17 protein-coding genes are annotated in these 17,967 nt (G+C 67.1%); 8 read left to right on the top strand and 9 right to left on the bottom strand.

Annotation, left to right across the window (positions count from 1 at the left end):
* Positions 1-7 precede the first annotated feature (7 nt).
* From LZA78_RS15930 to LZA78_RS15910, 5 genes are read right to left on the bottom strand one after another with little or no spacing between them, the layout of a single operon-like run.
* Positions 8-664, bottom strand: a complete 657-nt coding sequence (locus LZA78_RS15930) for a dihydrodipicolinate reductase C-terminal domain-containing protein (protein ID WP_233677908.1) — start codon at positions 662-664, stop codon at positions 8-10.
* On the bottom strand, positions 664-2,061 hold the full coding sequence (locus LZA78_RS15925) for an aldehyde dehydrogenase family protein (protein ID WP_233677907.1): 1,398 nt from the start codon (positions 2,059-2,061) through the stop codon (positions 664-666). The genes LZA78_RS15930 and LZA78_RS15925 overlap by 1 nt, the downstream gene beginning before the upstream one ends.
* Entirely contained in the window at positions 2,058-3,362 is a 1,305-nt protein-coding gene (locus LZA78_RS15920) for an NAD(P)/FAD-dependent oxidoreductase (RefSeq protein WP_233677906.1), read from the bottom strand. The genes LZA78_RS15925 and LZA78_RS15920 overlap by 4 nt, the downstream gene beginning before the upstream one ends.
* The gene (locus LZA78_RS15915) at positions 3,355-3,615 is read right to left on the bottom strand and encodes a 2Fe-2S iron-sulfur cluster-binding protein (protein ID WP_233677905.1); all 261 of its coding nucleotides are present in this window, start codon (positions 3,613-3,615) and stop codon (positions 3,355-3,357) included. The genes LZA78_RS15920 and LZA78_RS15915 overlap by 8 nt, the downstream gene beginning before the upstream one ends.
* Positions 3,612-4,769: an NAD(P)/FAD-dependent oxidoreductase gene (locus LZA78_RS15910; protein WP_233677904.1), complete on the bottom strand. Its 1,158-nt coding sequence runs from the start codon at positions 4,767-4,769 to the stop codon at positions 3,612-3,614. Before LZA78_RS15910 ends, LZA78_RS15915 begins: the two co-directional genes overlap by 4 nt.
* Positions 4,770-5,074: 305 nt before the next feature.
* On the opposite strand from LZA78_RS15910, the gene LZA78_RS15905 reads away from it, so the two are divergent.
* The 7 genes from LZA78_RS15905 to LZA78_RS15875 all read left to right on the top strand — a co-directional run bounded on the left by LZA78_RS15905 (position 5,075) and on the right by LZA78_RS15875 (position 12,065).
* Complete coding sequence (locus LZA78_RS15905) at positions 5,075-5,917, top strand: transporter substrate-binding domain-containing protein (protein ID WP_233677903.1); 843 nt, start codon at positions 5,075-5,077, stop codon at positions 5,915-5,917.
* Positions 5,918-6,014: 97 nt separating this feature from the next.
* On the top strand, positions 6,015-6,677 hold the full coding sequence (locus LZA78_RS15900; protein ID WP_233677902.1) for an amino acid ABC transporter permease: 663 nt from the start codon (positions 6,015-6,017) through the stop codon (positions 6,675-6,677).
* 10 nt (positions 6,678-6,687) lie between these two features.
* Positions 6,688-7,452, top strand: a complete 765-nt coding sequence (locus tag LZA78_RS15895; protein ID WP_233677901.1) for an amino acid ABC transporter ATP-binding protein — start codon at positions 6,688-6,690, stop codon at positions 7,450-7,452.
* 9 nt (positions 7,453-7,461) lie between these two features.
* The gene (locus LZA78_RS15890) at positions 7,462-8,547 is read left to right on the top strand and encodes a saccharopine dehydrogenase family protein (protein ID WP_233677900.1); all 1,086 of its coding nucleotides are present in this window, start codon (positions 7,462-7,464) and stop codon (positions 8,545-8,547) included.
* Positions 8,548-8,557: 10 nt separating this feature from the next.
* On the top strand, positions 8,558-9,490 hold the full coding sequence (locus tag LZA78_RS15885; protein WP_233677899.1) for a LysR family transcriptional regulator: 933 nt from the start codon (positions 8,558-8,560) through the stop codon (positions 9,488-9,490).
* Between the two features lie 82 nt (positions 9,491-9,572).
* The gene (locus LZA78_RS15880; protein WP_233677898.1) at positions 9,573-10,781 is read left to right on the top strand and encodes an MFS transporter; all 1,209 of its coding nucleotides are present in this window, start codon (positions 9,573-9,575) and stop codon (positions 10,779-10,781) included.
* 102 nt (positions 10,782-10,883) lie between these two features.
* Positions 10,884-12,065 carry an aminotransferase class I/II-fold pyridoxal phosphate-dependent enzyme gene (locus LZA78_RS15875; protein ID WP_233677897.1) on the top strand — a complete coding sequence of 394 codons (1,182 nt, stop codon included), beginning with the start codon at positions 10,884-10,886 and terminating at the stop codon, positions 12,063-12,065.
* A gap of 4 nt (positions 12,066-12,069) precedes the next feature.
* On the opposite strand, the gene LZA78_RS15870 is transcribed toward LZA78_RS15875, so the two are convergent.
* A complete protein-coding gene (locus LZA78_RS15870; protein ID WP_233677896.1) occupies positions 12,070-13,767 on the bottom strand; it encodes an AfsR/SARP family transcriptional regulator in 1,698 nt (565 codons plus the stop codon).
* 160 nt (positions 13,768-13,927) lie between these two features.
* Between LZA78_RS15870 and LZA78_RS15865 the strand changes: the two genes are divergently transcribed.
* Complete coding sequence (locus tag LZA78_RS15865) at positions 13,928-14,209, top strand: DUF4242 domain-containing protein (protein ID WP_233677895.1); 282 nt, start codon at positions 13,928-13,930, stop codon at positions 14,207-14,209.
* A gap of 30 nt (positions 14,210-14,239) precedes the next feature.
* Here the strand turns inward: LZA78_RS15865 and LZA78_RS15860 are convergent, their stop codons facing one another.
* Genes LZA78_RS15860 through LZA78_RS15850 form a run of 3 tightly spaced genes read right to left on the bottom strand, consistent with a single transcriptional unit; the run spans position 14,240 to position 17,869 of the window.
* The gene (locus LZA78_RS15860; protein ID WP_233677894.1) at positions 14,240-15,232 is read right to left on the bottom strand and encodes an ABC transporter substrate-binding protein; all 993 of its coding nucleotides are present in this window, start codon (positions 15,230-15,232) and stop codon (positions 14,240-14,242) included.
* Positions 15,229-17,097 (bottom strand): MFS transporter, encoded by a 1,869-nt coding sequence (locus LZA78_RS15855; protein ID WP_233677893.1) that lies wholly within the window; start codon positions 17,095-17,097, stop codon positions 15,229-15,231. Before LZA78_RS15855 ends, LZA78_RS15860 begins: the two co-directional genes overlap by 4 nt.
* 40 nt (positions 17,098-17,137) lie before the next feature.
* Positions 17,138-17,869 carry a hypothetical protein gene (locus LZA78_RS15850; protein ID WP_233677892.1) on the bottom strand — a complete coding sequence of 244 codons (732 nt, stop codon included), beginning with the start codon at positions 17,867-17,869 and terminating at the stop codon, positions 17,138-17,140.
* Between the last annotated feature and the right edge of the window lie 98 nt (positions 17,870-17,967).

Here is a 17,967-nt window from a genome sequence, read left to right as displayed (position 1 = left end):
CTCTCTCTCAGAACATGTCGGAATTGGAATAAAGGCCCGGCGGCCGCCCGTGCAGCCAACGCGCAGCGGCCAGCGCCCCCGCCGCATAGGCCGCGCGCGAGCGCACGGTCATCGTCAGGTCGATCCGGCACACGCCGAGATCGAGCGTGACCGTATTGATGCCGGGTGTGTCGCCCACACGGCCGATCTCGGTGTCCGGGGTGTGGCCGGGGGTGGACAGGTCGGCCACGAGTTGTTGCGTCGTCCCCGAGGCGGCAGGTTTCTTGTCGGCCTTGTAGACCTCACCCACGATGATCCGCGCTTGGGGCAGGGCCCGCGCCAGCTGGATCGCGGCGTGCCGGAAGGGCTCGAACCCAAGGGTGAAATTCGCGGCAATCAGGATCGGGCGGCGCTGCGCTTCAGCTTCGATCTGGGCGCGCACGCTGTCATCGAAGCCGGTCGTGCCGATCACCAGCGGCAGTTCGGTACCGCGCAGGCTTTCCAGCAGGGCGAGTGTCCCAGTGGGGGCCGAGAAATCGACGACCAGATCGCCCGCGAAGCGCGCACTCGGCAGATCGGACCGCCCGCCAATTGCCTCGCCAAGCGCAATGTCCGGCGCCTCGTCGATCTGGGCCAGAAGCTCTTGCCCGACCTTGCCGTTTGCCCCGTGAACGACGATGCGCATCAGTCGATCACCACGCGCGTCTCGGACATCTCGCGCAGCGCGATTCGTACCCCCTCGCGCCCGAGGCCCGAGCGTTTGATGCCGCCAAACGGCACATGCTCGGCCCGGAAGTCGGGGCCTTCATTGACCATCACACCGCCGACCTGAAGCCCGCGCGACAGCATCCGGATCGCGGCGTGGTCATTGGTAAAGATCCCGGCCTGGAGGCCGTAGTCGGAGGCGTTCACCTCAGCCATGGCGGTTTCAAGCTGCTCGAACGGGCGGATCGCGAGAACGGGGCCAAAGGTCTCTTCGGCGATCAGGCGTGCGTCGAGGGGGACATCCTCGACCACCGTCGGCGCGATCAGGTTCCCCTCGCGCTGGCCGCCGACAAGGATGCGGGCGCCAAGCTGGGTGGCCTCGGACAGGCGGGCCATGATCTCGGCGGCGGCAGGGGCGTCGATCACCGGGCCCATCTGGGTTTCGTCGGCGGCCGGATCGCCCCAACGATGCCGCGAAACGCGCTCAAGCAGGGTCTCGGTGAACTCGGCGCGGATGGCGTGATGAACATAAAGCTTCTTGACCGCGGCGCAGCTTTGCCCGGCGATCTCGTAGCGATGCCCAATGGCGGTTTCGGCGGCGGCAGCAAGGTCGGCATCGGGCATGACGAAGAGCGGGTCGTTGCCGCCCAGTTCCATCAGGCAGCGCACAAGGCCCGAGGCGCGCTTGAGCGCCAGCCCCGCATTCGGTCCGCCGGTGAAGGAGAGAAGATCAATCGGCGCGCGGGCAAGCGCGGTTGCTGCCGCCGCCCCGCCATGCACGATCTGCACGAGGTCGCGCGGAAAGCCCGCAGCCTCGGTCATCTCGACCAGCCGCTGCGCCGCGAAGGGCGCTTTCGGCGAGGGTTTCACCACCACGGCATTGCCCGCCGCGATCGCGGGGCCAAGCTTGTGGCACAGCAGGTTGAGCGGGTAGTTGAACGGGGTGATCGCAGCTACGACGCCGGTCGGCACATAGCTGATCACCGCTTGCCGGTTCACACCGCCCTCAAGCACCGCGCAGGAAAGAACCTCGCCATCAAGGAAGGCCACGGCCTCGCCCGACAGGCGCAGGGTGTTGACGGCGCGGCGGGCCTCGTTGCGCGCCTCGGCGATGGTCTTGCCCATCTCGCCGCAGATGATCTGCGCCAGCGGTTCGCGTTCATTCTCGACCAGCGCGGCGAGACGCTCCAGCAGCACGCGCCGCTCATGCGGGGTCGAGTTGCGGAAGGCGGCCGCCGCGCGGCGTGCGCGCAGGACGGTGGCGAGGATCTCGGGCTCGGGCGTTTCGGGCAGTTTGCCGACCAATGCGCCCGAGAACGGGTTGCGCACCTCGAATTCAGCCGCGGCTCGCGCGATCAGGGGGGAGACTTGGGTCATTCGTGAACTCCGTGAGGATGGGGAGGGGCCGCGCCGGTATCGGGCGCAGCGGCATGCAGGTCGGCCACGGCAATCGGTGCGGCGGGCCAGCGCGGCTCCCCGAGCGGATGCGCCGGGACGGGGGCCTGAGGGGTGTCCGAGATCGCACGAGCCACCCATTCGCCGCAGAAACGGCCCTGGCATGGGCCCATTCCGAAGCGGCCCAGAAGGCGCAACTCGCGCGTGCGGGGGGCGGGGCCGAGGGCGCGCAGGTCATCAAGCGTGCGGCCTTCGCAGCGGCAGATCACGGTGTCGCTGGGCAGGCTGTGAAGGGCGGCGAAATCGTCATGGGCGTAGATCCGGGCAAGGCGGGCCTGCGCCGCGCGCTCGCGGTCAAGCAGGGGGCTGTTAGGCGCGGTCGGGGTGGTGCCAGTTGCCAGGGCTTGCGCCATTGCCCGCCCGCCCGCCCGGCCGGCCTCCAGCGCCGCGCGGGCGCCCAGTGCCTCGGCGCAATCGCCAAGCCGCAGCACGGAGAGGGCCGGGCAATCGGTCAGGCCGATATCGTTGCGGCGGATGCCATCATGCAGACAGACCATGTCGGCCACGATCTCGCGGGAGGTGTTCCCGTCGGTAAGGGTGCTCACAAGCGTCTCGCCCTCGGCCCGGATCGCGGCAAGCCGGGTGCCGGTCAGGATCGGCACGCGCGCCGCCAGAAGCGTCGCCATATATCCGGCCGCCTCGCGCAGATAGCCAAGCGGCAGGCGCAGGGAGGTCAGCGGATGGGCAAAGGGGCGCCCGGCCTCGACGATGGCTACTGGCGGGTTTTTCAGCCGCGTCATCTGCGCCCCTAGCGCGATGAGCAAGGGGCCAGAGCCCGCCAGCACCACGCGGCCCTGCGGCGCGGCGCCCATGGTCTTGAGCTGGATCTGTGCCGCGCCTGCGGTGGTCACGCCGGGCAATGTCCAGCCAGGACGGGGGCGCACGGCCTCGCGCGCGCCGGTGGTTAGAATCAGGGCCTTGGGGCGCAGCATCCGGTTCTCGGCGCCCGTCAAAAGGGCGGTGCCCTGATGATCGACGCCGTTGAAACGCGTCTCGAAAGCCCACCGGATCGGCAGGGCCTCGGCCTCGGCGATCAGGCGATTCCAGCGCGCGGCGGCGGTGGCAACACCGGCCTGCCCGGGCAGAGGCTGGCGATGAATCGCGCCGCCCGCGCGTGCGGCGCGATCGACGATCAGGACGGGATGGCCCGCACGGGCCAGCTCGGTCGCGGCGGCGACGCCGGCAAGGCCCGCGCCAACGATCAGGATTTCGGGGTTAAACATCGGACAGGCCCTCCGCTTCGGGCAGGACATGCAGGCCATCGCGGCAGATCGTCAGGCAGGCTTCGGCGCTGCGCCCCTCGATTGAAACAAGGCAGTTCTGACACTGGCCGATGCCGCAAAACACCGCGCGCGCGGTTCCGGTGGGGCCGAGGCCGAAGCTGCGAACCCCCGCCCGACCAAGCGCACTGGCGACGCTTTCGCCCGTCAGGAATGGGACGGCGCGGGAGCCCCAGAAAATCGTGCCACCGCTCATGCTGCGCCCTCCTGCACCTGTGCGAAGCGCGCGGGTGACAGCGCGGCGAAATCGGCCGCCAGCGCCGCGTCGGGGGAAAGGCCCGCGGTCATGCGTGCGGCCTCACGCCCGATCACGGCGGAAAGACAGATGCCGTCGCCCTCGAAACCCGTGGCAAGCAGCACGCGTTCATAGCCCGGTGCGGAGCCGACGATGGGCAACCCGTCGCTGACGGCCGCGCGAACCCCCGCAAACGCCCGGATCACGCGGCGCGCGCGCAGTGCAGGCCAGGCCTCGACCGCGCGCAGCATCAGCTCGCGCAGGGTTTCGAAATCAACGCGCGTCGGGTCACCGTGGTCTTCACGGGTGGAGCCGATCAGATATTGCCCGGTGGCCAGCGGGTCGATCACGACCGGCGGCTTGGGCAGGACCGAGGGCGCCGTCGTCTTGGCCAGCAGATAGGCCGCCGACGTCAGCGCGCCCGGCAACTGCCCGGCAAGCCCGCGGTCGGTGACGAAAAGCTGCCCCGCGCGCGGCAGGACCGGCAGTGTCGGAAAAAGGCGCGGCGTTGCGGTGCCAAGCGCGGCGATCACCCGCTTGGCGCGCAGGGTCTGCGTGCCAAGCACGATGCGCACCTCGCTGCCGCTTTCCTCCAGCGCGGTGACCGGGGCGGGCCAGAAACGGTCGATGCGCGGCTCGCGCAGGTAGCCCTGCACGGCGGCGTAGCCGGGCATGTGGCCCTCGCCCTCAAGCGCCACGACGCGGTCGATCCCTGTGCCGACGCCGGGAAGCAACGTCGCGTCGCCATCCGCACGCAGGCGCACAGCAGTGCCCAGTTGCGCAAGCTTGGCGATCAGCGCGTCGATCGCGGCGCTCTCGGCGCTGCCGGTTCCGAAAATATAGGAGGGGCGCGGATGATAGGCGCTCGACAGCGGCCCGCCCTGCGCCAGGTCCCGCGTGTAAAGCAGAGATGCCGTCGCGAGGCGCGCTAGCGGGCCGGGCTTTTTCGAGGCAACAGACACCGCGCCATCGGAGGCACCCGATGCGGCGGCGGCGGGCCCTTCTGCATCGACAAGCGCCACGCTGAGGCCAGCCTGCGCGAGGTGCCAAGCGCTTGAGGCGCCCACGACGCCCGCGCCGATCACGACCGCATCATATATGCCCTCAGCGTTCAAATCCGCCCTCCTGCCCGGTTGGTTGCTATTCAGGCTAGGAGAGGGCCGGGCAGGAGGCGACATAAAGATACGCCGATAACCTACAAAATATTTTATATAGACGCGCTACGGTACAGCATTTCAGCCGCTGAAAATCCTAACTTGCCGCCAGTACATACAGGTAAGTTTGTATTTCGCCCAAGTGATCTTGTATTGCTTAACGCTTGGAAACGGGCTGACCTGAAGCCCTGAGCCGGACAACCTCCGGCACCGCTTCGAACCAGATCAAAACAAACAAGACGCATCATCCAACACGGGAGCCCGACATGAGCTTTATGAAAACCCTTGCAACCGGCGTGGTGGCGGCAGCCCTGTCGCTCGGGGCCACGCTTGGCGCCGCGCAGGCGCAGGACAAATCCGTCGTCGATCAGATCCGCGACCGCGGCACGCTGCGCATCGCCGGTATCCTGAACGAAGATCCCTATTTCTCGAAAGATCCCCGCTCGGGCGAGTGGCGCGGTTTCGTGGTCGAGATGGGCAAGGACATGGCCACCACGCTGGGCGTCGAGCTTGAGGTGGTCGAGTCGAGCTGGGCGAACTCGATCCTCGATGTTCAGTCGGGCAAGGTCGATCTGGCCTTCGCGCTGACCGCGCTGCCGACCCGCGCGCTGTCGGTCAGCTTCTCCTCGCCGACCTATTACAACTCCTTCGTGATGATCTCGCCCAAGGAAGAGCTGAAGGGCAAGAGCTGGGCCGAGCTGAACGACGCGGCTTACACGATCGCGGTGGACATGGGTTCGGCGCAGGATCTGATCACGCAGCAATACCTGCCCAAGGCCAATATCCTGCGCTTCAAGACCCGTGATGAGGCGATCCTGGCGCTGACCACCGGCAAGGCTGATGCGGTCATCAACACCGTGCTGAACGGTATGGTGATGACCAAGAAGAACGCGGCGCTGGGCGCGGTCTATATTCCCGAACCGGTGCTTTCGTCGCCCTCGGTCATCGGCATGAACCTCGGCGCGGATTCGACCTGGAAAGGCTTTGTCTCGGCCTGGGCCGATTACAATCGCCGCGTGGGCAACAACCAGACCTGGATCGTGAAAGGGCTTGAGCCCTTCGGCGTCACCATCGAGGATCTGCCCGAAGGTTTTGACGTGAACGGCTAAGGGCCGCCGCCGCGGGCCGGACAGGTCCGCGGCATTCCCACCCAACTCGGGCGCGTCACCCGGCGCGCCGGACATTCCGAGGCAGGAGACGAGCCAAATGTATCAATGGGACTTCTACACGGTCCTGCAGTCCTTCGATCTCTTCCTGATGGGGATCTGGACGACCTTTCTCTACACCGTGGGCTCGATCCTGGTCGGCGTCATCGTGGGGCTGACCGCCTGTTTCGCGCGGCTTTCGCGGCACGGGATCATCCGGCTGATCGCACGCAGCTATCAGGAGCTGTTCCGCTGCACCCCGCTGCTGGTGCAGATCCTCTGGGCCTATTACGCGCTGCCGATGCTGTTGGGCGTGTCGCTCTCCAACACGACCGCGGGCCTGATGATGCTGTCGCTCTATGTCGGCTCGTTCTATGCCGAGATCTTCCGGGGTGGCATTCTGGCGGTGGAGAAGGGCCAGCGCGAGGCCGCCAACGCGGTCGGCATGACCGGCGTGCAGGCGATGACGCATATCATCCTGCCGCAGGCCATCAAGAAAATGCTGCCCGCCTTCATCAACCAGTCGGTGGTGCAGGTAAAGAACACCTCGCTGCTCTACGCGATCTCGATTGCCGAGCTGACCTACATGACCTCGGTCGTGAACTCCGAAACCTATCGCCCGCTCGAGGCCTATTCGCTGGCCGCCGTGCTCTACTTCGTCATGCTCTTCCCGCTGACGCAGGTGGCCGACCATTTCGAGCGCAAGATGCGCCGCAGCGACTGAGGACAGATCCATGACCGCCACTACCGATCCCGTCATCCGCCTCGAAGGTCTGCGCAAAAGCTTCGGCTCGCTGGAGGTGCTCAAGGGCATCGACCTTGAACTGCATCGCGGCGAGGTGCTTTCCGTCATCGGGCCGTCCGGCTCGGGCAAGTCCACGCTGATCCGCTGCCTCAACCTGATGGAAGAGCCGACCGCAGGCACTTTCGCGTTCCAGGGGCGCCCCGTCTCGCTCAAGTTTCGCGCCAAGGCGCCTGCCATCGGCGCGGGGGAGCTGCGCCGCCGCGTCGGCATGGTGTTTCAGCACTTCAACCTCTTTCCGCATCTGAGCGTGCTGGAAAACATCACCAAGGGGCCGCGCATCGTTTTGGGCGAGAGCCGCGAAGACGCCGAGGCCCATGCGATGCAGCTGCTCTCCGAAGTGGGTCTGGCCGACAAGGCCGCCGCCTATCCCGCGCATCTGTCGGGCGGGCAGAAGCAGCGCGTGGCGATTGCCCGCGCGCTTGCGCTGCGCCCCGAGGTGATGCTGTTCGACGAGCCTACCTCGGCACTCGACCCTGAGTTGGTGGGAGAGGTTCTGGCCGTGGTGCGCCGCCTCGCGCAGGACGGCATGACTATGGTGCTGGTCACCCATGAGATGGGCTTTGCCGCCGATGTGGCGAGCCGGGTCATTTTCATGGAGAACGGGGCTATCGCCGAGCAGGGCAGCCCCGAGGAAATCTTGCGCGCGCCCAAGTCGGAACGCCTCAAGGGCTTCCTGTCGCGCTTTCACAGCTGAGGGGGCGGGATGGACAAGGTTGTCATTCTGGGCGCGGGTCGGATCGGGCGGCGGATTGCCGGGCTGCTTCGCGATCGCGCGCAGGCCGTGCTGCTAGATCATGACCCGGCCAAGCTTGATCTGGCGAAGGCTGCGGGCCTGCCGGCCGAGGCACTGCCGCCCGGCGTCGGGCGCGAGGCCCTGCGCCGAGCGCTGACCGGTGCCACCGCGCTGATCGTGGTGGAGGCGGTTCTGCCCTCTGCCGATCTTGTTGCGCTGGCCTGCGAGGCGGGCTGTCACTACCTCGATCTGAACGAAAGCGACGCCAGCGCCAAGGATGTGGCGCGGGCGGCAAAGGGTGCGCCTGGGCATCTGCGTTTCGCGCCCGGTTGCGGCCTTGCACCGGGTTACGTCACCGCGCTGCTGGCCGAAGAGATCGCCCGCGCGCCGCGCTCGGCCGAGATTACCGCCTATGTCGGCGTGCTGCCGATCACGCCGGTGAACCGGCTTGGCTATGCCAATATCTGGGGCGTGCCGGGGCTGCTTCAGGAATATACCCGCCCCGTCATCGGCCTGCGCGGCGGGCAGGTTGCCGCGAGCGCCCCGCTTGGCGATTATGAGGCGCTGACCATCGACGGGATCGCGCTTGAGGCCTTCTCGACCGCGGGCAGTATCGACGCGCTCGCCCGCGCTCGCGAAGGGCAGGTGCAGGGGCTGTCCTTCAAGACGCTGCGCTATCCCGGCCATCTCGAATACATGCTGTTCCTGCTTGACGATCTGGGGCTGCGCCAACAGTTGCACCGGCTGACGAGCCTGCTTATGACCTCGCTTCCCGCGACCGAGGCCGACCGCGTGGTGATCGCGCTGCGCAGCGTGGCCGGGGCGGGCAGCCGCCCGCGCTGGATCACGCGCCAATATGTGGCCAGCCCGGATAGCGGCTCGGCCATGGCCACGCTGGCGGCGGCGCATACGGTGGCGATGCTCGATCACATGCAAAGCAGCGCGGCAATCGGTCCGGTGCTGATGCCCGGCGATACCAGCCTTGATGACTTGCGCCGCAGCCCCGCCTTTGCTTTGCTGGAACAGGCCGCCCCCCACCACCCGGTGCCGGCCTGACGGAGGACGCGTGGCAGAGCGAGAATTCAACGACGGGCCGGTCGGCTCGACCCGGCGCCAGCCCAAGGTCGATATCGCGCTCTTGCAGACCTTCCACCTCGTGGCGCGCACGGGGTCGTTCTCGGCCGCCGCACGAGAGCTGAACCTGTCCTACCAATCGGCCGCGAACCATGTTCGGCGGCTTGAACAAATGTATGGCGCGCGCCTGCTTGAGACCGAGCAGGGATCGCGCCGGGTTACGTTGACCGCGCAGGGCAAGGCGCTGCATGCTTCGCTTGGCGAGGAACTCGACACGATCCTGTCGCGAATCTCGGTGCTCTTGCACGATGTGCGCTCGGTCCTGCGGGTGGGCGTGCCGCAGGCGCTGTTTCACCACTTCTTCCCGGCCATCCTGCGTGATTTCCGCGAGGAGGCGCAGGATATCGACCTGGCCTTTTTTGAGCGCGACACGTTGCTTGAATCCATGATGCTGGAAGGCGCGCTGGACGCCGCAGTGAGCGAGCGCAGCTTCAACCAGCCCGCCATCACCCAGCATGAGTTGGGCAGCTACCGGTTGGCACTGGTCTGGCCGCGCGTGTGGGAGTTGAACCTGGCGGGTGGGGGCTTCGATCAGATCATCGAGCGCCCCTTCATCAGCTACGAGCCGGGGCAGGCGCTGCGCACGCGCTCGGTCGATTACCTGACCCGCCGCACCGGCCGGGCGCCTCGCGTGGCGACCTCGGCCTCGGGCAGCACGGCCGTCACCCAGATCATCCGCGCGGGCCTTGGCTTTGGCGTGACGCCCGACTGGGCGGTGCCCGACAACGACCCCGAGATCGACAAGCTCATCCTGCATGAGATCGAGCCGATCCGGATCTGGTTTTCGCACACCGCCTTTCTGGGAACCAACCGCTACATCCGCCTGCTGCGCAAGGTCTGCGAGACGCATCTGGGCCTGAACTGAGGGGCGTCTGGCCGCATTGTCCCGGCCACGAAGGCGGCGCATGATGGTGCGCAGGTGCCTTGCCAGTTTGCCGGAGTAGCCCATGACCGAAGCCCAGACGACGCAGACCAAGGGCTGGCGCGGCTTGCCTGCCGGGATCTGGGCGCTCGGCTTCGTGTCGATGCTGATGGATATCTCCTCCGAGATGATCCACGCGCTTTTGCCGATCTACCTGACGGCCGGACTTGGTGCCACGGCGCTGGCGGTCGGCGTGGTTGAAGGCATTGCCGAGGCAACCGCTGCGATCACCAAGGTGTTCTCCGGCGCGCTTTCCGACTGTATTGGGCGGCGCAAGGGGCTTGCGGCGCTTGGCTACGGGCTGGCTGCGCTGACCAAGCCGATCTTTCCACTTGCGACCTCGCTTGGATGGGTTGTCGCCGCGCGCTTCATCGACCGGGTGGGCAAGGGCATACGCGGTGCGCCGCGCGATGCGTTGATCGCGGACCTGACGCCCGAGGGGCTGCGCGGCGCGGCATTCGGCCTGCGCCAGTCGCTCGATACGCTCGGGGCGTTTCTGGGGCCGCTTGCCGCGATCGGGCTGATGGCGCTGTTCGCGGCTGATTTCGTCAAGGTCTTCTGGGTTGCGGTGATCCCCGCCTTTCTGGCGCTGTTCCTGATCGTCACGGCGGTGCATGAGCCGCCCGCGCAGCCTAAACGCCACCCGCGCAACCCGCTATCGCGGGCCGAGCTGGCGCAGCTGCCGCCCGCCTTCTGGGCTACCGTCGTGGTCGCCTCTGCCTCCACGCTGGCGCGCTTCAGCGAGGCGTTCCTGATCCTGCTCGCCGCCGATGCCGGGCTGGCGCCCGCGCTGGTGCCGCTGGTGCTGGTGGGCATGAACCTTGTCTATGCGCTCTCGGCATATCCGGTGGGGGCGCTGTCGGACGGTATCGGGAGGCAGGGCCTGCTGGTCATCGGGCTGGCGGTGCTGATCGTTGCCGATCTTGTGCTGGCACGGGCGGCGGGGCTTTGGGGTGTCGGGCTTGGGGTGCTGATCTGGGGGCTGCACATGGGCATGACCCAAGGTCTCTTGTCGGCGCTGGTGGCCGATGCCGCACCGGCCGTGCTGCGCGGCACCGCCTTCGGGATCTATAATCTTGTGACCGGGGTGGCGCTCTTGCTGGCCAGCGTGATCGCGGGCGCGCTCTGGCAGGGCATCGGCGCCGAGGCGACCTTCCTCGCCGGGGCGGGTTTCGCGCTGGCGGCGTTGCTTGGCGTGCTGCTTCTGGCGCGGCGCGGGCGCACGTCGGCTTGACGCGCAGCGCCCCGCAATCCGCAAGTGCGAAATCGGTGCAAATCGGGTATCATCTGCGCATCACCGCCGGTTCGTTCACGGCCCATCTGATGGGAGAAGCCGATGTCTACCGCCGCCGCGCGTGCCCATGCCGCCGCGCAATCGATCAGCAAAGTCGAGACCTTCTTCATGGCGCATCAGGCCGCCGTGAGCCAAACCCCCGCGGTTGCCGATTTCACTTTCGGTAACCCGCATGAGATGGCGCTGCCGCCGCTTGTCCAGGCGATCAAGGCCCGCGCCGAGCCGCAGGACGTCAACTGGTACGCCTATAAATCCAACGAAAGCGAGGCCTGCGCGTTGCTTGCCAATGTGCTCTCCGACGAACTCGGACTGCCCTACGAGGAAGAGGATATCGCCCTGACGAAGGGCGCATTCGGCGCGATCAAGATGGCCTTCACCATGCTGCTGGAGGCTGGCGACGAATGCATCGTGCCGCTGCCCGGCTGGTTTTGCTATGGCTCAATGCTGGCCGCCGCAGGGGCGAGCGAGGTTCAGGTGCCGCTGGCGTCAGAGAGCTTCGATCTGGATCTGACGGCGATTGCCGGGGCGATTACGCCGAAAACCCGCATCGTCGTCGTCAACACGCCGCACAACCCGACCGGGCGGATCTATTCCCGCGCGGAGCTTGAGGCGCTTGCCGAACTGCTGAACGCCAAATCGCGCGAGATCGGCCGGAGGATCTGGATCCTGTCGGACGAGCCCTACCGGCGCATCCGCTTTGACGGGGTTGGTTTCACCTCTCCGGCAGCGGTCTATCCGCATACGCTGATCGACTATTCCTACGGCAAGATCCTTCTGGCGCCGGGGCTGCGTCTTGGCTACCTGGCGATCACCCCCACGCTGCCCGAGGCCGAACGCAACGAGCTGCGTGAATTGCGCTTTGCCGTGCAGATGGCCGATGGCTGGAACGTGCCGGACGCGCCGCTGATCTATGCGCTGCCCGATCTAGAAACGCTCAGCATCGACCTTGGTGCGCTTGCGCGTCGGAGGGACCATATGCTTGGGGCGCTGTCAGACTGGGGCTACCGGATGACGCGCCCCGAGGGCACCTTCTACCTGTGGGGCCGCGCGCCCGGCGGCGATAGCCAGACCTTCGCCGAGACCTTGGCCCAGAGCGGGATCTACGTGATGCCCGGAACCATTTTCGACCGGCCCACGGATTTCCGCATCTGCCTGACCGCGACCGATGCAATGATCGCGGCGGCGCTGCCCGCGTTCCGCGCGGCGGCGGAAGTTCGCGGCTAGCGCGTCAGCCGCGCAGCACGGTCAGCGCCCGTTCGAGATGCGCATCCGCATGGGTCCGCGCCGCAAGTGACAAGAGCTGCCGCGCGGTTGCCGCGGCCTGATCATGTGCGCCTGTCATGGTTTCAAGACTCATCTGGTCGGCCACGATCTCGACCAGCAGAGCGGCGTAAAGGTCTGTCACCGCACAGCACTTGGCACGGGCGAGATCCAGCCAATAGCGCGCCTCGCCAAAGTCGCGGGTGGCGATCTTCACCAGCGCAAGGGAGCGCGCACTGGCAGCCTCCCAGCACGGGTCGCCCAACTGACTGCTGAGCGCCAGTGTCTCTTGCAGAACCGTTACCGCGGAATTGTCGTGCTTGCCCTGCGCCAGCCGGGCCTCGGCCAGGATCGCCTGCGGCCAGGGCTGGAAGGCGACCCACCGCATATCCTCGCAGATCTCGTGGCAGCGGGTCAGCCAGGTTTCCGCAAGCGCCGCATTTCCGGCGCGCAACTGGCCCCATCCGCCGATGCCCAGTGCCCAGACCTCGCGCCGACGATTGCCCGAGTGGCGCGCGAGCGCGATGGAACGCGCGAAATGCGTCAGGCCCGTGCTGTGCTGCCCGCCATCCACGAGGTTGAAGCCGATCACCGCGTGAACGCCCGCGAGCGCGTCATCGTCCCCGGCTGCGAATTCCAGCGCCTCTTGCAGGTAGCGCGCGGCCGAGGGGCGCCGCCCGGCAAGGGCCTCAAGATAGCCCAACTCGCGCAGCGACCCGGCCGCAAGGCCAGAGGCGCCGATGCCGGTCGCCGTGTCGGCGGCCTTGCGCAGCATCACGGCGCCTTCGTCGTCGAACCCCCGGATCGCGTGAACCAGCGCCGAGCCCAGTTCGTGAAATGCGCGGGCCGTGGCGTTCGGATTGCCGGACTTCTCCGCGCGGACGGCGGCCTGTCGCAGGCAATCGAGCCCTGCCTCGGGCACTCCGGCGGCGAGGGCCGCGACCCCGCTTTTGATCAGCGCGTCAATCGCGGCCTCTTCCGAGACACCTGCGGGCAGGTCGGTCAGGTTGCGCCGCGCCGCCAGACGCAGGGCGCGGCTGGGTTGCTCACCCAACTCCTTCTCGAAAACCTGCTCGGTGGCCTTGATATGCGCGCTGGCGGCGTCCATCCGGTCGGCCGCCGCAAGCGCCTTGACCAGCAGTACATGCCCGCTTTCATCAAACGGGCGCAGCCGCACCGCGCGTTCGGCATACTTTATTGCAAGGGGTGCATCGCTGCTGGCCAGCGCCGCGATGGTCGCGCGCCGCAACCCTTCTTGCAACTGGCTGGCAACCTGCTCGCGCGCGATCAAAAGCCAGGTCGAGAACTCGTGGCTGGCGGCGGGTTCGATCCCTTCGAGCAACTCGGCCGGATCAATCGCAGCGATCTGGAAGGCCGCGACCTGCCACAGGTCAACCTCGGTCTCGGACGGCAGGTTCAGCTCGACCGGGTCGCCGCGCAGGGTCTCGGAACCAAGGGCGCGCCGAAGCGAAGCGAGGCTCCAGCGCAATGCCCCGAGCGGGTCGGTTGCGTCGCAGAAGATCTCGCTGGCAAGGGTGCGGCGGCTCAGGGGGCGGCGTGCCAGCAGCAGGCGCGCCAGAAGCGCCCAGGATTGCTGCCCTGGAACCGAGAGCGCCTCGCCGTTCCGGTTCACGATAGAGGGTTTGCCGATGACCGAGATCCTCATCTTCGGGCTCCGTGCCGAATGTTCGGGATCATCCGACAATAGCACCGTGTGAAGAAGCGTTTGCATATCTTTTCGACCGGGTCCGGCGCGTCACATGCGGCCGCCCACGGGCGCGGCGCAGCCTGACCCTATCGGACCCCGAATCGGACAGGAGAGCGAAATGCCCACTTATCTCGTTGAAAGAAATATCCCCGGCGCCAACATGCTGACCCCGCAAGAGTTGCGCGAGATCGCCGCCAAGTCGAATGCGGTCGTGGAGGGGTTGGGGGTGCCTTACCTGTGGCACCAAAGCTATGTCGCAGGCGACAAGATCTACTGCGTGCACGAGGCCGACAGCGTCGAGACGATCTATCGCCACGCGAAGGAGGGCGGCTTTCCTGCCGACCTCGTCGTCGAGGTTTCGGCAATTATCGGCCCCGAGACCGCCAACTTGGCTGCCTGAGCCACCTTGGGGGGCGTGCCGCGCCCCCCGTCACTCGACCGTTTCGGCGATATCGAGCAATTCCAGCGGCGGGTAGGTGCCGATCTCGCGCGCCATGTTCGTGTCGATGGTGATGGCGAAGTCCTGCATCCGCGCCACCGGCAGGCTGCCCGGCGTAGCGCCTTCGAACAGGATATGCTCGGCCAGTCTGCCAGCAAGCTTGCCCACATCGTCATAACGCGCCGCGACCGAGATCAGGGCGTGGCCCTTGCGGACCATGTCCTCATAGGGGCTGATGACGGGCATCTTGGTGGTCAGTGCGGCCGCGTGCAGCGCCTCGCTTTCGGCCTGCAGGAAGGAAGAGCTTCCGACATAGACAAACTCGGCGCCAGTGTCTTTCAGGGCCTGCATTCCGGCCTCGATATCCTGAGCGCGCGGGTGGCCATCCTCGGCAAGGGGCAGCTCGACGGCGGTGAAGGCGATGCCTTGCTCGGCGGCAAGCGCGGCCATCTCGTCGCGCTTCACGACCGAGTTCTTCTCGTCCGCGTTGAACAGAAGACCTAGGTGAGCGAAGGCGGGCATGTAGCTGCGGATGGTCTGGAGGGTGACGGTCTCAGGCATCCGGTTATAGGTGCCGGTGACATTCGTGCGGCCCGTCTCCTCAAGCGATTGCACGACGCCCGCGCCAACCGGATCGGCCACGATCATGAAGATCTGCGGGATGGTGTGGTTGAACTGCGGCGCCTCCAGATCGGCCAGCGTTCCGGCGATGCCGATGGTGGCGCTGGTGCCCCAGGTCAGGATCAGCTCGGTCCCGCTCTGGCGGGCCTCGTCGAGGAAGCCGGGCAGGCGGGTCTTGTCCTGTTCGGCATCGCGCAGGGTGAAGGCGACGTCATGCCCGCTAGCGGTCAGGTAGTCCTGAAAGCCGCTGCAGGCCTCTTCGCAACCGCGCCAGGTCACGATCATGACCTTCGCGGCCTCGGCCGCTGCGGTCCCGGTCGCCAGAACAAGCGCCAGTGCCACTGCTGCAATCTTCGATCTCATCGCCTGCGCTCCCCCTTCTCGCGGCTGGACAAGGCGATGCCGCCCGCGCCCGCAAGCCCCAAGATTACCAACAGGGCCAACATTTCCAAGATCGAACCTGTGGGGAGCGTCCGCAGCGCCAGCGTGGTCAGCAATAGCCCCGCCAGCGCGCCGAGGCGCTCGGCCATCCGCAGGCCCGCAAGGCTCAGGCCTGCCGCCTGCGCGATTTCGGTAATCAGGGCCAGCAGCGGCCCACGGATCAGCGCGTGGCCGATCCCGATGCCCGCCGTGGCCAGGATCATCTGCACGAGTCCCGTATCTCGCGACAGCGCGGCAAGCGCCCCTGCGGAGACCATCGCCCCAAGGGTCACGACGGCCCACCGACCACGCGCGATACCGCCGAGTGCGCCGCCCAGCAGGATCTGCGCGAGGTAGTACAGCATGACGACGCGGGCCGTTTCCGAGGTATCCGCCCCAAGCGCCGCAAGCTGCATCGGCGCGAGATACCAGACGAACACCGCCGTCACGAGGTTGAGGGGGATTGCGATGCCCACCGTCAACGCCGCGTAACGCAGCGGCGCCAAGCGTTGCCGCTTGCCCTGTGCGGCCGCCGCTCGCTCCGCGCTGGTTGTCGTATCGGGCGACATGCTCTGGTGCCCCACAGCCGCCGCACCCAAGACCAGCGCCGCCCCGATTGTCAGGGCAAAGCCATAGCCGAAATGCTGTGCCATGACCCCGCCCAGGACCGAGCCGCAGAAGGTTCCGCCAAAGATCATCGCGATGAACGTGCCCGAGGTGCGCGACAGCGCGGCCCCACGCTCGGCGCGCAGCGCGTATTCCTGGCAGGCGATCGAGGCCAGCGCGTAGCTGATGCCCACTCCCGCACGCGCTAGGGCGATCACGAAGACGTCGCGCGCTGCAGCCATGACCAGCAGCGACAGGGCCGCCGGAATGGCGGAGGCCACGAACAGCCGCCGCGCGCCGATCCGCTCGGCCAAGCGTCCACCGAAAGGCGACAACATCATCACTGCTGCCAGGTAGAACATCAGCGGCAAAGCTGCCGCGAGATTGGCCGAGAGCCATTCGGGCCGCCCTTCGGAGCGCGCGTAGATCGGCAGGAACGAGGCCGAGACCTCGGCGCCTGCCACAAAGACGAAGAGGGCAAGGCGGACGTCGATGATCTCGGAATAGCGCAGGCGGGGTAGTGCCTCTGCCGTCTGGCGCGTGACCGCCGCCGAGAAGGCATTGAGGCGCCGCGCCAGCCGGTGGAGCAGCTCGATCCCGGCGGGCCGGATGGCGCGGGAATAATCCCCGGCCTGTTGCAGGGCGAGCAGCCCCTGAATGCGGCGCAAGGGTTTCCAGATCGACGCCGCCACCACGGCCAGCGCCAGTTCCACGCCGATCAGCAAGAGCGCGATGGCCAGCACCGACACATCAAGCAACACCCCGCGCAGCTTCGTTTCTGCAACTTGCGCCGAGCTTTCGACCCGGACGGTGCCCACCATGTCGTTGCGCACGAGGATCGGCAGGGCAAAGCCGGTCGCCTCCACGCCCAGCCGGACATCGAGCCCGGTGCGGTTCAGAAGTGTCTGTTTCACCTCATTCGCGGCTTCGGCGATGGTCACGCCGCGCCGGGTTTCCAGCGATACGCGCTGCACCTCGGGGAATTGCGCGATGGTGGCAGCCAGATAGCTATCAAGCCCGGCGATAGAGTCGATCGGGATGCCGGAGGCAACGCTTTGCTCGACCTTCGAGCGGATGATCTCGCCGATCAGGCGGGTGCGTTGATGCAGCTCAGGGGCGACGGCGCGGTCAAATGAGACCAGCGTGACGAAGCTGAAGGCAAGCACCGTGGCGGCGATCAGCAGCGCCAGCATGGCCAGCATTCGCCCCCGGAGGCGCTGTGTGCCCGCAATTTCCGCGCCCTCAACCATGCTCGTCACCCCTATCGCGCATGGCATGCCGGTAGCCTGATAGCGCCGCCCGGAGGGCGTGGCCGAGATCGCCCGAGTTCGCCCTGTCTGCCGTCGCGCGGCCTGACCAGAGATCCTGCTCGAACGCTTCGATTTGTTCTTCGGCGCCGCGGAATGCGGTTATCTGCGGGCGCAGCCAAAGCCAGATCCCGGCGCCCGACAGGGCCGACATCACGCTCCAGATCGCCAGCGCCGAGGTCAGCAGTTCCGCCGCCATCGCGCGCACGAGGATGGTGCTTTCGCGCCGGTCGATCTCGACCACCACGGCGCCAAGGGGCTGGCCCGCCGCGCCGATAATGCGCACGGCGCTGAAGAGATGATCGGGATCAGACCAGCTCCAGCGCGTGCCCTCGGTGTTGCCAGGGGGCACGTGCAGAGCGGCGTCCCCCGTGGCGCGGATCACCGCGCCATCCGCGCCGATCACATAGACGCCCGCGATGGCGTCGTCGCTTTGCCGGGCGCGTTCGAGCAGCGCGGCCGAGTTGCGCACACTGCCGAGCGGCAGTCCGATGCGCGCCGCCGCCTCGAAAGGCTCGGCCGTCATCTCGGCCAGAACGGCCAGCCGCCCGCCAAGTAGATCGGTCTGAATCTGCTTGAAGTTCAGGATCGCGAGCCCGACGAACAGCGCCACAACCAGCGCAAGCGTGGCCACGGCAACGGCCCAAAGCCTGAGAAAGACCGCCACTAGCGGCGGCCCCGAATGTGGAAGGCTGAGGAGCTGGGAGGGATAAGCAAAACGCGGCTTCTCGCGACAGTTGACCAGAGCTGCGGATCAGCATGCCA

The organism is Rhodobacter flavimaris, from assembly GCF_021378075.1.
Classification (GTDB): domain Bacteria; phylum Pseudomonadota; class Alphaproteobacteria; order Rhodobacterales; family Rhodobacteraceae; genus Rhodobacter; species Rhodobacter flavimaris.
The sequence above is the reverse complement of the archived record's forward strand: the minus strand, read 5'-3'. Positions and strand labels throughout refer to the sequence as shown.

What these genes read in the sequence shown, in the direction of transcription:
- LZA78_RS15930 (WP_233677908.1), bottom strand. Translation starts at nt 664, where the DNA reads ATGCGCATCGTCGTTCACGGGGCAAACGGCAAGGTCGGGCAAGAGCTT.
- LZA78_RS15925 (WP_233677907.1), bottom strand. Translation starts at nt 2,061, where the DNA reads ATGACCCAAGTCTCCCCCCTGATCGCGCGAGCCGCGGCTGAATTCGAG.
- LZA78_RS15920 (WP_233677906.1), bottom strand. Translation starts at nt 3,362, where the DNA reads ATGTTTAACCCCGAAATCCTGATCGTTGGCGCGGGCCTTGCCGGCGTC.
- LZA78_RS15915 (WP_233677905.1), bottom strand. Translation starts at nt 3,615, where the DNA reads ATGAGCGGTGGCACGATTTTCTGGGGCTCCCGCGCCGTCCCATTCCTG.
- LZA78_RS15905 (WP_233677903.1), top strand. Translation starts at nt 5,075, where the DNA reads ATGAGCTTTATGAAAACCCTTGCAACCGGCGTGGTGGCGGCAGCCCTG.
- LZA78_RS15900 (WP_233677902.1), top strand. Translation starts at nt 6,015, where the DNA reads ATGTATCAATGGGACTTCTACACGGTCCTGCAGTCCTTCGATCTCTTC.
- LZA78_RS15895 (WP_233677901.1), top strand. Translation starts at nt 6,688, where the DNA reads ATGACCGCCACTACCGATCCCGTCATCCGCCTCGAAGGTCTGCGCAAA.
- LZA78_RS15890 (WP_233677900.1), top strand. Translation starts at nt 7,462, where the DNA reads ATGGACAAGGTTGTCATTCTGGGCGCGGGTCGGATCGGGCGGCGGATT.
- LZA78_RS15880 (WP_233677898.1), top strand. Translation starts at nt 9,573, where the DNA reads ATGACCGAAGCCCAGACGACGCAGACCAAGGGCTGGCGCGGCTTGCCT.
- LZA78_RS15875 (WP_233677897.1), top strand. Translation starts at nt 10,884, where the DNA reads ATGTCTACCGCCGCCGCGCGTGCCCATGCCGCCGCGCAATCGATCAGC.
- LZA78_RS15870 (WP_233677896.1), bottom strand. Translation starts at nt 13,767, where the DNA reads ATGAGGATCTCGGTCATCGGCAAACCCTCTATCGTGAACCGGAACGGC.
- LZA78_RS15865 (WP_233677895.1), top strand. Translation starts at nt 13,928, where the DNA reads ATGCCCACTTATCTCGTTGAAAGAAATATCCCCGGCGCCAACATGCTG.
- LZA78_RS15860 (WP_233677894.1), bottom strand. Translation starts at nt 15,232, where the DNA reads ATGAGATCGAAGATTGCAGCAGTGGCACTGGCGCTTGTTCTGGCGACC.
- LZA78_RS15855 (WP_233677893.1), bottom strand. Translation starts at nt 17,097, where the DNA reads ATGCTGGCCATGCTGGCGCTGCTGATCGCCGCCACGGTGCTTGCCTTC.